This window comes from Roseburia sp. AF12-17LB, from assembly GCF_003479605.1.
GTDB classification, from domain to species: Bacteria; Bacillota; Clostridia; order Lachnospirales; family Lachnospiraceae; genus Roseburia_C; species Roseburia_C amylophila.
Map to the genome: position 1 here is coordinate 16,170 of NZ_QUHR01000006.1, position 13,225 is coordinate 29,394.

Genomic DNA, 13,225 nt, shown 5'->3' on the forward strand with positions numbered 1-13,225 from the left:
AAATGCCATCGTTCTAAGACACTGCATTTTGCTTTTGTGATTTAGCCGGTCTTTCCAATGTTTGACAAGATATCTGTACGGTGCGCCGGAATGCGGATGCATGAAGCAGGCTGTTAGGGGCACTTGGAATTTCGTCGGCAAACCGGCAACACTGGCACAGGGATGTGCCAGTGAGGCGCATCTTAAGCATGGATGCGAATATGCGCCGGTTGCCGGACGAATTCGTAACTTTATCGAAATTCTTAGTGCCCCTTGCAGGCTTGCTGTGGCATCCGCCTCCGGCGGACAGTGCAGATATCCCGTCAAAGCAGGCGGAAAGACAGTCTACTACAAGCAAAATGCGTATCTAAGAACGATAGGACATTTCCTGTTCATCAAAAGAAAACATCGTTAAATAGCAGTAACAATTGTTTGGTCGTTGTTTTGCATTATCGTAATCACCCGAACAGAATCATTTCGAACAGAAGGAGAGAAGACATGGAAGGAAAAGGAAGAATAACAGGACATACAGGATTATTGGCATTGATCGGTTCCCCGGTAGGACACTCAGGCTCCCCGGCAATGTATAACTATAGCTTTGAAAAATTAGGATTAGACTATGCATACGTAGCATTCGATATAAAAGTAGAAGAAGTAAAGGCAGCCTTGGATGCCATGCGCCTTTTCCACATGCGTGGCTGCAATGTAACGATGCCATGTAAGACAGAAACTGCAAAATATATGGATGAGCTTTCACCGGCAGCCCGGATTATCGGAGCAGTCAATACCATAGTAAATGAAGATGGAAAATTAATCGGACATATGACAGACGGTGAAGGATTTGTAGGCAATTTAAGAGACCATGGAATTGAGATAAAAGGAAAGAAAATCACAGTAGCAGGAGGCGGCGGAGCAGCCACTGCCATTCAGGTACAGTGTGCGCTGGACGGGGCAAGAGAAATCAGCATTTTCAATATCAAAGATGACTTCTTCGAAAGAACACTGGAAACAGCAGAGAAGATTAGAAAAGAAGTGCCGGGCATTGTGGTAAATGTGTATGACATTGCAGACACTGCAAAGATGACAGAAGAGATTCAAAGCTCTGACATTTTTGCCAATGCAACCATTGTTGGAATGAAACCGATGGAAAAAGAAAGCGTTGTGAAAGATACATCCGCATTCCGTCCGGGACTGGTGGTTGCAGATGCCGTTTATAATCCGGAAGAGACAAGATTACTCCGGGAAGCAAAAGAAGCAGGCTGTACCTGTCTCAATGGAAAAGGAATGTTACTGTGGCAGGGTGTTGCTGCATTCCGCCTGTACACCGGAGAAGAGATGCCGGTACGGGAAGTAAAAGAGAAGTTTTTCCAGTAGGATAAGGAGTAAGAAATGGAGCAGACGGTAGTCAGAATCAGGACATTGGAAATCGGAAGCGGAATGCCAAAGATTTGTGTTCCGGTTGTAGGAAAGACGGAAAAAGAAATATTAGAGGGCGCAGAGCGGGCGAAGGCTGCAAAACCGGATCTGGTGGAATTTCGTGTGGACTGGTATGAAGAAGTTGCAGACAGTAAAAAAGTAGTAGCACTGTTAGAAAAGCTTCGTAAATGTTTGGGAGAACTTCCAGTTTTATTTACCTTCCGAAGCAGCAGGGAAGGCGGAGAAGCTGCCTTAAGCGACGGAGCATATCAAAGCTTAAATGAAGCTGCAATTGCATCCGGGTTTGTGGACTGCGTGGATGTGGAATTATTTTCCGGGGATGCTGTTGTAAAGGCAGTAGTAGCGGCAGCACATAGCAATAATGTAAAAGTCATTGCATCCAATCATGATTTTGAAAAAACACCGGCAGCAGAAGAACTCCATGCCAGACTTCAGAAGATGGAAGCACTTGGTGCAGATATTCCAAAGATTGCCGTTATGCCACAAAGCAGCAAAGACGTCTTAACACTGCTTACGGTAACGGAAAGCTGGAAGGAAACAGGGAAGACACCTGTTATTACTATGTCTATGGCAGGAGAGGGCTTAATCAGCCGTCTTTGCGGAGAAATCTTTGGCTCGGCAGTTACCTTTGGTGCAGCCGGAAAGAGCAGCGCACCGGGACAGATAGATGCAGAAGAACTGCGGCGGATATTGGAAATCATACATCAGAACAGCAATAGACAGTAAAAATAATAGAGAAGAATTTCAATCGATATTTGGAATCATACATATGGAAAGGAATTAGAAAATGGCAGAGAATATTTTTCTGATTGGATTTATGGGAGCCGGGAAAAGCACCATAGCAAAAGTATTAAAAGAGAAATTAAATGTTCCTCTTTGCGAAATGGATGAAATGATTGCAGAGCAGCAGAAAATGGCTATCTCTGACATTTTTGCACAGTATGGTGAAACACATTTCAGAGATTTGGAGACACAGCTTGTAAAAGATATTTCAGAAAAAGACGGTGTCATCGTATCCTGCGGTGGCGGTGCAGTGCTGCGGGAAGAAAATGTATCTTTTATGAAAGAAAATGGCAGAATCGTTCTGTTGTCTGCTACACCGGAAACCATTTATGAGAGAGTCCGCTACAGCAAGGACCGCCCGATTTTAAATGGCCATATGAATGTGGAGTACATCCGTGAACTGATGGAAAAACGCCGTAGCCGTTATGAAAGTGTTGCAGACCTTGCGGTGGCAACAGACGGCAGGAGTGCAGAGACAATCGCAGATGAGATTATTGCAAAGTTAAGAGAAGCATAATGGAAATGAGAGAGTATATAGAAGCAATTGCAGAAAGCTGCAGAAAGCTGATTATCAGTAAGCCCGCCACAAAGCAGGAAGAGTATCGTAAAATTATCGTGCAGAAAAAGGAAGCCTTTTTCCAGATGGAAAAATATACGGACAAGCAGGTATTTCATGAGAATCTATCTGTAGAAGAATTAGAGACAGCATTGGAAGAACTGATGCAGAATCATTTTCGCCAGCTCAATGGATTTGATATAGAAGCAGAGCATATTCTTCTGGTATCCAAAAAAGGAGTGCCGTCTTATAAAAAGAAAAAGCTGCAGAATGCAGTAAATGAGACTGCAACCCATAACCGGAAGAAAAATTATCTCTTAGAAGAAGGTAAGGTCATTCCGCCGTTGGTGGATATGGGAATTTTTACCACAGAGGGTAAAATTGTCCGTACCATGTATGATAAGTTTAAGCAGATTAACCGTTTTATTGAAATCATCGATGATTATGTGAAGGACTGTAAAAAAGAGAAGCTTCATATCATTGATTTCGGCTGCGGTAAGTCCTATCTTACTTTTATTATGTACTACTACTTTACGGAAGTGCGCAAGATTCCGGTAGAGATTGTGGGATTGGATTTAAAGAAAGATGTCATAGAAAAATGTAATCAGGCAGCAAAAAAATACGGATATGACACCCTGCATTTTGAACTGGGAGATATCAATGGCTACAAAGCACCGTTTCCGGTGGATATTGTAGTATCTTTGCATGCCTGCGATACCGCAACGGATTTTGCCTTATACAATGCCATCAGTTGGGATGCGGAAATGATTTTCTCCGTGCCATGCTGCCAGCATGAATTAAATGAGCAGATGGAGAGTGAAAAGCTGCATCTGATGACCCGTTATGGCATTATCAAAGAGCGTTTTGCAGCACTGACAACGGATGCAATCCGTGCCAACCTCTTAGAGTGCTGCGGATACAAGAGCCAGGTCTTAGAATTTGTGGATTTGTCCCATACGCCAAAGAATCTTCTGATCCGGGCGAGAAAGGCAAAGATTTCAAAGGAGCATAAGCAGAAGCTTTTAAAAGAAGTGGATGCCATGTGCGAAGAATTCCAGCTAAAACCGTTACTCTACGGATTACTGCAAGTGGATGAAGGGAGAAATACGGATGCATTCAGAACAGGAAAATAATAGTTTCCCGGCAGAGTTTTTAGAGAGAATGAAAGAAATGTTAGGGGAAGAGTACCCGGCATTTTTCGAAAGCTTAGGGCAGGAGCGGCAGCAGTCGTTCCGGATTAATACAGGGAAAACCAGTGTATCAGGATTTTTACAACAGACAGATTGGAAGCTAAAACCGGTTCCATGGTGTGAGTCCGGTTTTTATTACGGAAAAGAGATTCGTCTGGGAAAACATTCTTATCACAATGCTGGTGTGTATTATATTCAGGAGCCATCGGCAATGGTACCGGCAGAATGTCTTAAGGCACAGCCGGGGGATATCATCTTAGATCTCTGTGCAGCTCCCGGTGGAAAGAGTACCCAGATTGCGGCAGCTATGAAGGGGGAAGGAATCTTAATCTGTAATGAGATTCATCCGGCGAGAGCGAAGATTTTATCTGAAAATATAGAGCGGATGGGAATCAAAAACGCACTGGTATTAAATGAGACACCGGAGCATCTGTCAGAGCGTTTTCCAGGCTGCTTTGATAAAATCATGGTGGATGCACCATGCTCCGGGGAAGGCATGTTCCGGAAAAATGAAGAGGCCGGAAATGAGTGGAGCCTTGACAATGTGAAGCTGTGTGCCGACCGGCAGGACGGCATCTTAGACTGTGCGTATGAGATGTTAAGACCCGGCGGCAGGATGGTATATTCCACCTGCACCTTTGCACCGGAAGAGGATGAAGGAAGTGTGCACCGTTTCTTAGAACGTCATCCGGACTGCCAGATTGCAGAAGGAATTGACTGTGAAGGCTTTATTCATGACAAAGAAGGCTGCATCCGTCTGTTTCCACATAAAATCGAAGGTGAAGGACATTTTGCAGCAGTGATAACGAAAGCAGGCGAAGGTTATGGCGGCTTTGGACTGACGGAAAAGGGCATAAAGGAAAAAGACTGCCCGGAATATCTTTCTTTTGTAAAAGAGAGTTTAAAAGAAAAACCTCAGGGAGCATTGCTTAAATTTGGAGAGCAGCTCTATCTGATGCCGGAAGGATTTCCTGCTTTAAAGGGGCTGAAGGTATTACGGCCGGGACTGCATCTTGGCACCTTAAAAAAGAACCGTTTTGAACCATCCCATGCACTGGCACTTGCCATGCAGCCACAAGAGGCATTTCATGTTGCCATGCTTTCTTCTGGCAGCCAGGAAATCAGACAGTATCTGATGGGACAGACTTTTTCATGGGGAGGAGAAAAGGGCTGGTATTTAATCTGCGTAGATGGCTACAGCATCGGCTGGGGCAAGCTGGCAGGTGGAATCATGAAGAATCATTATCCGAAAGGGCTTCGTATGGTGGATATTACCTGAAAGGAGAGAATCTGAAAAAAGCTGCTTAAAATAAAACAAAATTAAGGAAATATTAATAAACACCGGGAATATCTGCTTGTGATTTAAAAGAAAATCGAATATGATTATTAAGTCGGAAAAAATAGAAAGTTAGAAAATTATGTGTGAAGAGACAAAGTTGGGAAAATTTTATCAAAAATACATAGCAAAATGGATACCATCATACGGACCACTGCCATTGGCATGGTGTGCCATTTTTAATACCATTATTTATTGGGGCACCCAGAGGCTGATGGCAAATGCAAAGCATTATGACCTGACCAGCAATCTGGACAGGAGTATTCCTTTTGTAAAAGAGTGGATTATTCTGTATGTTTTATTTTTTGCGTTCAGTTTAATAAATTATATTTTGGTATCGAGAGAAGATAAGGAAACATTTTTCCGTTTTGCAACAGCGGATATGTTGTCAAGAGTAATCTGTTGTATCTTCTTTATATTGCTTCCAACCACGAATATCAGACCGGAAGTGACAGGGCATGATTTCTGCAGCTGGCTGGTGCGTTTTATCTATGCATCGGATGCACCGACGAATCTCTTTCCATCCATCCATTGTCTGGTAAGCTGGTTCTGCTTCATCGGAGTAAGAAAGAGCCGTAAGATACCGGGCTGGTACAAAGGATGTTCTTTTGTGATGGCAGCATTGATTTGTGCATCCACCCAGTTTACCAAACAGCATTATATGATTGACCTGGTAGCAGGCATTTTTCTGGCAGAATTCTGCTGGTTTGTATCAAAGCATACCGGAATGTACCGTCCGGTAATGAAAGTTTTTGATAAAATCGGAAGAAAGATATTTGGGGTGAAGCATTATGATGAGTAAGAAAAAAGGAATACTGAATGCAGTTTTTCTTATTACCGTATTTGCAATTACCATATATGCAATCTTTCATGGACAGGATTTAGGTGAATTGTTCGGCTATATCCGGAATACGGATTACCGGTACTGGCTTGTTGCGGTGGTCTGCGTGGTATTCTTTATCTGCAGTGAATCTGTTATTATATTTTATATGATGCGAAGCATCCGGCAGAAGATAAAACTTATGCATTGTTTCCTGTATTCCTTTGTTGGATTCTTTTTCAGCTGTATTACTCCATCGGCAACCGGAGGACAGCCGGCACAGATTTATTATATGAAAAAGGATAAGCTGTCCATACCGGTATCGACACTGGTTTTAATGATTGTAACCATTACCTATAAGCTGGTACTTGTGGTACTCGGCACATTGGTTGTAATCATTCGTCCGGCACAGATTATGCATTATCTTGAACCGGTGCTGGGATGGTGTTATTTGGGACTTTTATTAAATGTCTTTTGTGTGGCATTTATGATGTTTCTGGTTTTCCATCCGACACTGGCAGCTAATATGATGGATGCCATCATAAGAGGACTTGGCAAAATTCATCTGATGAAGCGTACTGAATATTACCGGGAAAAAATGGCAAATGCCATGAAGCAGTATCAGGATGTGGCAGGTTATTTCCGTACCCATAAATTGGTCGTAACCAATGTATTTCTGATTACCGTAGTACAAAGACTGTTACTCTTTTTTGTAACATATCTGACCTGCCGTTCCTTCGGAATCAATGGAACAGGGATGGTAACCATTGTTGTATTACAGGGAATGATTTCCGTTGCGGTGGATATGCTTCCGTTACCGGGAGGAATGGGAATCAGTGAATCACTGTTTTTATCTATTTTTGCACCAATCTGCGGCACACTGACATTGCCGGCGATGGTGGTAAGCAGGGGACTCAGTTATTACACAGAATTAATTTTAAGCGCAGTTATGACAGTCGTAGCACATTTTACGATAGGAAGACCGCATAAACAGAAGAGGGAAGAAAGGTAGAGGGAAAAATGATAGGTTTTTATGATTATACAGTAGTACTTACATATATTAGTCTGATGTGTTCTGTTTTTGGAATTACTCAGGCAATTGGAGGACATTACAGAACAGCAATTATCTGTCTGGCATTATCCGGATTATTTGATATGTTTGATGGAAAGATTGCAAGAACCAAAAAGAACCGTACTGATGATGAAAAATTATTTGGCGTTCAGATTGATTCCCTTTGCGATGTAGTCTGCTTTGGTGCGTTCCCGGCAGTAATCTGTTATGTGCTTGGTGTAAGAGGTATTCTTGGAACCATTGTTCTGGCATATTATTGTGTCTGCTCCGTGATTCGTCTTGGATTCTTCAATGTGTTGGAAACCAACCGCCAGAGAGTAGAAGAGGGTGCCAATAAATATTATCACGGACTGCCGATTACAACGATGGCAATCGTACTGCCACTGGCATTTATGCTGAACTTTGTAATTGCAGAGCGTGAATTCAGTGTGTTACTGCTCTTTGTTTTGGCAGTAGTTGGCACATTATTTATTGTAGATTTTAAATTGAAAAAGCCATCCAATGCATTTCTTGCAGTTTTGGTTATCCTTGTGGCATGTGCAGTAATTGCAATCTTCCTATTCTCAAAATATCATATTTCGCTGTGCTTTCCGGGACTGGAGAATTCCATTTTAGATCGTCTGATGAGGTAGAAATTGTGTCGGATGAGACCAGCATTATGTTCAATGAGCCGGAAATGGGATGTAACGTGACAGAAAATGCGTAACATTTCCTGCAATAAGGAAAAATGAGGAGGAAACGAAGATGCGTTGTGTAGACCGGAAGGGAAATGAAATTGGTGAGAATGCAGCACAGGGCAGAGTGTTAAAGGCATTGTATGAGACGGCTGCCGGAAGAATTTTACTTGGAATTTTAGTGAAACCTTTTGTTTCCAAAGCAGGTGGATTCCTTTTGAACCAGCCGGTATCAAAGGCTGCAATTGCACCATTTATAAAAAAGAATCATGTAGATATGACAGATTATGAGGAACGGGAATACCGTTCCTATAATGATTTTTTTACCAGAAAAATCAAGCCGGGACACCGGAAATTTGACCGTGTTAAGGAGAATTTCTGTGCACCCTGCGATAGCAGGCTCAGTATATATCCCATTACAGCAGAGGGAAAAGTCTGCGTCAAGGATACGGAATATACCATGGAGAGTCTTTTCCGTAGCAGGAAAATCGCCCGTCATTATGAGGGCGGAACCCTTTGCATTTTCCGCCTGACGGTAGATGATTATCATCATTACAGCTTTGTGGATGATGGCAGAATGGGGTACATCTATAGGATTCCGGGTGTTTTTCATACGGTAAATCCGCTGGCGGGAGAAATATATCCGATTTATAAGGAAAATACCAGAGAATTTTCTGTGCTGAAAAGTCAGCATTTTGGCAATATTTTAATGATGGAAGTGGGCGCACTTATGGTAGGCAGAATCTGTAATGAGAAAGAAAACTGCCCGGTGCACCGTGGAGAAGAAAAAGGTAAATTTGAATTTGGCGGTTCTACGGTAATTTTGTGTCTGGAAAAAGACAGGGTAGAACTGGACGCAGATATTGTGTATAATTCCAATAAAGGAGTCGAGACGAAAGTCCGGCAGGGGGAAAAGATTGGAAGGATGTCAGAATGGAAGCGCATGAAGTATTAGAACAGGTAAAAAGCGGAAAGATGACCGTAGAAGAAGCGGAGCAGTTTTTTAAAAGGGAACCATTTGAAGAGATGGGCTATGCAAAGATAGACAGCCATCGGAAAGTGCGTTCCGGTTTTGCAGAAGTGGTATTCTGTCAGGGAAAACGGGATGAGTTTCTTCTTGAAATCTTTCAGAGAATATACAAGGATGAAGGCGAGGTCATGGGAACCAGGGCGTCTTTGGCACAGTATGAGCTGTTGCACAAGGAATTACCGCAGGTTACCTATGACCCTGTTTCTCGTATATTAAAAATTGAAAAAAAGGATAAAAAACGCAGTGGACTGATAGCAGTATGTACGGCTGGAACGGCAGATATTGCAGTGGCAGAAGAGGCTGCGCAGACGGCAGAGTTTTTCGGAGCCAATGTGGAACGTATTTATGATGTGGGAGTCAGTGGAATTCACCGTCTCCTTTCAAGGCTTGAGGTAATCCAGAAAGCCAACTGTGTTGTTGCAGTGGCTGGCATGGAAGGAGCACTGGCAAGTGTTTTAGGCGGACTGGTAAGCAGGCCGGTAATCGGTGTACCAACCTCCGTAGGCTATGGAGCGAATATGGGAGGCATTTCTGCATTGCTTACCATGATTAATTCCTGTGCGAACGGTGTTGCAGTGGTAAATATTGATAATGGTTATGGTGCAGGCTGTCTTGCAACACAGATAAACAGACTGGGGGTGCATGATGAAAAAGCGTAGTTTATATCTTGACTGCCATACCGGAATCAGTGGTGATATGGTAGTGGCGGCTTTACTGGATGCAGGAGCAGACAGAGAAGTCTTAGAAAATGTTTTAAAGAGCATTCCGGTATCCGGCTTTGAAATTGCAATCAGCAGAGTACAAAAGGCGGCCCTGTCGGCATGTGATTTTAGGGTCATCTTAGATGCCGCCCATGAGAATCATGATCATGATATGAAGTACCTTTTTGGACAGGAAGGAGTACACGCACATGGAGGGCATTCCCATTTGGAAGAATCCCATACCCATGGGGAACATCATCATCACGAACACCGCGGTCTGACGGAAATTTATTCCATAATCGATGGCACGAATATGCTTGATAGTGCCAGGACACTTGCTGAGAAAATATTTAGGATTTTAGCAGAAGCGGAAGCAAAAGCCCATGGTGTTCCGGTGGAAGAAGTACATTTTCATGAAGTGGGAGCCTTGGATTCAATCGTAGATATTATTGCAGCGGCAGTTTGTGTTGATAATCTTGGAGTAGATGAGGTCATTATTCCTGCCCTGTGGGAAGGGGAAGGAACGGTGCGCTGTCAGCATGGAATCCTGCCGGTTCCGGTTCCGGCAGTGACTAACATAGTGATGGAATATGGAATCCTGCTTGGAAAAATCGGTGAACCGGGAGAATATGTGACTCCGACAGGGGCAGCAATTGCAGCGGCTATCTGTACGTCAAGAGAGCTGCCGGAATGTTACCGGATTGTGGGAAACGGACTGGGCGCCGGAAAGCGGGACTATAAGCGGCCGGGACTGCTCCGGGCATTGTTGCTGGAAACAGAAGAACCGGTCTATGAAAGTGATTCTATTTTAAAACTGGAATGTAATATCGATGACTGTACCGGGGAAGCACTGGGCTATGCCATGGAGCTTTTACTGGAAAATGGCGCAAGAGATGTCCATTATATACCGGTCTATATGAAGAAAAACCGCCCGGCATATCAGTTGACAGTAATCTGCAGAAAAGAAGACCGGGAAAAATTAGAAGCAATTATATTTCGTGAGACAACAACCATTGGAATCCGCTATGTAGAAATGGTGCGGACGATTCTGCCAAGAAGGACAGAAAAGCGGCAGACCTCCTACGGTGAGGTGGTGGTTAAAATATGTGAGGGTGAAGGAGAAGTGCGTATTACTCCGGAGTATGAATCCATCCGGGAGCTATGCAGAGAGAGAGGACTTTCTTTTCAGAAGGTATATGATGATGTATTGCAGGAGTTGAAATAAGGATACGAAAAGGATGAGGTTAAAAGGATGCATACGAAAACAGATTTGTTAAAAGGCAATATTTTAAAATCATTGATTTTATTTGCAATTCCACTTATTATTTCAAATTTATTTCAGCAGCTCTATAATGCGGCAGATACCATGATAGTAGGCCATTTTCTGGGTGATGAATCGCTGGCAGCAATCGGTGCATGTGCAGCGGTTTATGAACTGCTGGTAGGATTTGCACTGGGGTTTGGAAATGGACTTGGCATGGTAGTGGCAAGAAGCTTTGGTGTAGGAGATAAAGACTTGTTAAAGCGTGCAGTTGCTGGCTCTTTGGTAATTGGAGCAGCGGTGACGGCTGGTGTAATGTTGATTGCGCAGATTGGACTTCGTCCGCTTCTGGTCTTGTTACATACACCATCAGAAATCATTGAGGAATCCTATTCTTATATTTATATTGTAACAATCTGTGTTGGAGTAATGTTTGCATATAATCTGTTGTCCGGATTGCTTCGTGCAATTGGAAACAGTTTTATGCCGCTGGCATTTCTGATTATTTCGTCCGTTATCAATATTGTACTGGATGTTCTTTTTATTACACAGTTTCAGATGGGAATCCGCGGTGCAGCAGTGGCAACGGTGGTAGCACAGGGAATTTCTGCAGTATTATGTGCCATTTATATTATGAAAAAATGTAAGATTTTAATACCGGCACGGGAGCATTTTAAAGTAGATGGACCACTTTACCTGGAACTGACAGGCCAGGGGCTTTCCATGGGCTTTATGTTAGCCATTGTATCTGCAGGAACAGTAATCCTGCAATATGCTATCAATCAGCTGGGTTATCTGATTATTGCGGGACATACAGCAGCACGAAAATTAAACAGTTTTTGTTCGTTGCCATTAATGCCACTGGCAATGGCAACAGCAACCTTTGTATCCCAGAACCGGGGAGCAGACCAGCGTGACCGTATCCTTAAGGTAGTACGGTATGCCATGATACTGTCTGTTGGCTGGGCAGTATGTATTACCGTTATTGTTGCATTTGCCGCACCTTCCCTGATTGCATTGCTCTCCGGCTCATCCGAAAGTGTAGTTCTTGAAAATGGTGCCAGATATATCCGCTGGAATACACCGTTTTATTCGGTTCTTGGAATTCTTATGGTACTTCGAAATGTGTTACAGGGACTTGGTAAAAAGGTAGTGCCACTGGTTTCAAGCATGATAGAACTGGTAGGAAAAATTGCATTTGTTTTATTGTTTATCCCAATCTTGAAATATTTTGGTGTAATTATCTGTGAGCCGGTTATCTGGTGCCTGATGTGTATCCAGCTTGTCATATCCTATTACAGAGACCCTTATATCCGTGGAAAGGAAGAAAAGAAATGAAGCTTGGAATCGTAGGAACAGGAACTATCGTAGAAGAAGTACTTCCGGTATTGCAGCAGGTAAAAGGGCTTTCCTGCTATGGAATTTGTGGAACAAAGCGCAGTGAAGCAAAAGCAGAAAAACTAAAAGAACAGTATCAGATGAAGCTTGCAGTAAGTGATTATGAAAAGCTTCTGGATTCGGAAATTGATACTGTCTATATTGCTGTGCCAAATCTTTTACATTTTGAAATGGCAAAAGAAGCAGTTCTTCGTGGAAAACATGTTATTGTAGAAAAACCCATGACAGCCAATGAAAGACAGGCAGAGGAGCTTTGTGCCCTGGCAAAGAAGCAGGGAGTATTTTTATTTGAAGCTATTACCACACGGTATCAGTCGAACTATCAGTTTATTAAAGAGCAGTTACCGACGATTGGCAAAATTAAAATGGCAGTCTGCAATTTCAGTCAGTATTCCAGAAAATATGACCGTTTCCAGAATGGAGAAAACATTCCTGTTTTTGATGCAAAGCAGGCAGGTGGAGCTTTGATGGATTTAAACTTATATAATATCCAGTATTTAGAAGGCTTGTTTGGAGAACCGCAGTCTGTGCATTATACCGCAAACATGGAAAAAGGAATTGACACCAGCGGTGTTGCAATTTTATCTTATCCCGGCTTTCAGGCAGTTGCAATAGGCGCAAAGGACTGTCAGGGACAGCCGGAATATCGCATTGAAGGAAGCGAAGGCTACATTGCCCAGAACAGCCCGTGTAATGTCTGCGGCGCAGTGACCATCCATTACCGGGATGGAAGAGAGGTATCCTATGATGGAAATGGAGATGCACACCGGATGTATGCAGAGTTTGTTTCCTTTGTAAATGAGATAGCATCAAAGGACACTGCAACCTGCTACGAAATGCTCGACCACAGCCTTGCGGTCAGCCGGATACTGACCCGGGCAAGAGCGGATGCCGGAATTGTATTTCCGTGTGATGAAAATTAGTCAAGTATGATTTAGTCAATCGTACTTGACTAAATTGTATTTGACGAAGGTAATCCTTCCATCTC

The 13,225-nt window shown here is 43.1% G+C and carries 14 protein-coding genes; all 14 read left to right on the plus strand.

What is annotated here, in order from left to right; all coding sequences use genetic code 11:
- The first annotated feature begins 100 nt into the window (after nt 1-100).
- The 14 genes from DWV68_RS08560 to DWV68_RS08625 all read left to right on the plus strand — a co-directional run bounded on the left by DWV68_RS08560 (nt 101) and on the right by DWV68_RS08625 (nt 13,160).
- On the plus strand, nt 101-394 hold the full coding sequence (locus DWV68_RS08560) for a hypothetical protein (protein WP_118087597.1): 294 nt from the start codon (nt 101-103) through the stop codon (nt 392-394).
- An 83-nt stretch (nt 395-477) separates the two neighbouring features.
- On the plus strand, nt 478-1,353 hold the full coding sequence (aroE, locus tag DWV68_RS08565) for a shikimate dehydrogenase (protein ID WP_118087596.1): 876 nt from the start codon (nt 478-480) through the stop codon (nt 1,351-1,353).
- 15 nt (nt 1,354-1,368) lie between these two features.
- Nucleotides 1,369-2,142 carry a type I 3-dehydroquinate dehydratase gene (aroD, locus tag DWV68_RS08570; protein WP_118665532.1) on the plus strand — a complete coding sequence of 258 codons (774 nt, stop codon included), beginning with the start codon at nt 1,369-1,371 and terminating at the stop codon, nt 2,140-2,142.
- Between the two features lie 61 nt (nt 2,143-2,203).
- A complete protein-coding gene (locus DWV68_RS08575) occupies nt 2,204-2,716 on the plus strand; it encodes a shikimate kinase (protein WP_022243993.1) in 513 nt (170 codons plus the stop codon).
- Nucleotides 2,716-3,888 (plus strand): class I SAM-dependent methyltransferase, encoded by a 1,173-nt coding sequence (locus DWV68_RS08580; RefSeq protein ID WP_330417483.1) that lies wholly within the window; start codon nt 2,716-2,718, stop codon nt 3,886-3,888. Before DWV68_RS08575 ends, DWV68_RS08580 begins: the two co-directional genes overlap by 1 nt.
- Nucleotides 3,866-5,224 (plus strand): RsmF rRNA methyltransferase first C-terminal domain-containing protein, encoded by a 1,359-nt coding sequence (locus tag DWV68_RS08585; protein WP_118665534.1) that lies wholly within the window; start codon nt 3,866-3,868, stop codon nt 5,222-5,224. The genes DWV68_RS08580 and DWV68_RS08585 overlap by 23 nt, the downstream gene beginning before the upstream one ends.
- 157 nt (nt 5,225-5,381) lie before the next feature.
- Nucleotides 5,382-6,083, plus strand: coding sequence for a phosphatase PAP2 family protein (locus tag DWV68_RS08590; protein WP_158561831.1), 702 nt, complete (start codon nt 5,382-5,384; stop codon nt 6,081-6,083).
- Nucleotides 6,073-7,113 carry a lysylphosphatidylglycerol synthase transmembrane domain-containing protein gene (locus DWV68_RS08595; protein WP_117698044.1) on the plus strand — a complete coding sequence of 347 codons (1,041 nt, stop codon included), beginning with the start codon at nt 6,073-6,075 and terminating at the stop codon, nt 7,111-7,113. The genes DWV68_RS08590 and DWV68_RS08595 overlap by 11 nt, the downstream gene beginning before the upstream one ends.
- 8 nt (nt 7,114-7,121) lie before the next feature.
- A complete protein-coding gene (locus tag DWV68_RS08600) occupies nt 7,122-7,805 on the plus strand; it encodes a CDP-alcohol phosphatidyltransferase family protein (protein WP_117842020.1) in 684 nt (227 codons plus the stop codon).
- A gap of 112 nt (nt 7,806-7,917) precedes the next feature.
- Nucleotides 7,918-8,802 (plus strand): phosphatidylserine decarboxylase, encoded by an 885-nt coding sequence (locus DWV68_RS08605; protein ID WP_118665606.1) that lies wholly within the window; start codon nt 7,918-7,920, stop codon nt 8,800-8,802.
- Nucleotides 8,781-9,536 carry a nickel pincer cofactor biosynthesis protein LarB gene (gene larB / locus DWV68_RS08610; RefSeq protein WP_118665536.1) on the plus strand — a complete coding sequence of 252 codons (756 nt, stop codon included), beginning with the start codon at nt 8,781-8,783 and terminating at the stop codon, nt 9,534-9,536. The genes DWV68_RS08605 and larB overlap by 22 nt, the downstream gene beginning before the upstream one ends.
- On the plus strand, nt 9,523-10,803 hold the full coding sequence (gene larC, locus DWV68_RS08615; RefSeq protein WP_118665538.1) for a nickel pincer cofactor biosynthesis protein LarC: 1,281 nt from the start codon (nt 9,523-9,525) through the stop codon (nt 10,801-10,803). The genes larB and larC overlap by 14 nt, the downstream gene beginning before the upstream one ends.
- A 27-nt stretch (nt 10,804-10,830) precedes the next feature.
- The gene (locus DWV68_RS08620; RefSeq protein WP_118665540.1) at nt 10,831-12,177 is read left to right on the plus strand and encodes an MATE family efflux transporter; all 1,347 of its coding nucleotides are present in this window, start codon (nt 10,831-10,833) and stop codon (nt 12,175-12,177) included.
- Entirely contained in the window at nt 12,174-13,160 is a 987-nt protein-coding gene (locus DWV68_RS08625; RefSeq protein ID WP_118665542.1) for a Gfo/Idh/MocA family protein, read from the plus strand. Before DWV68_RS08620 ends, DWV68_RS08625 begins: the two co-directional genes overlap by 4 nt.
- The last annotated feature ends 65 nt before the right edge of the window (nt 13,161-13,225 follow it).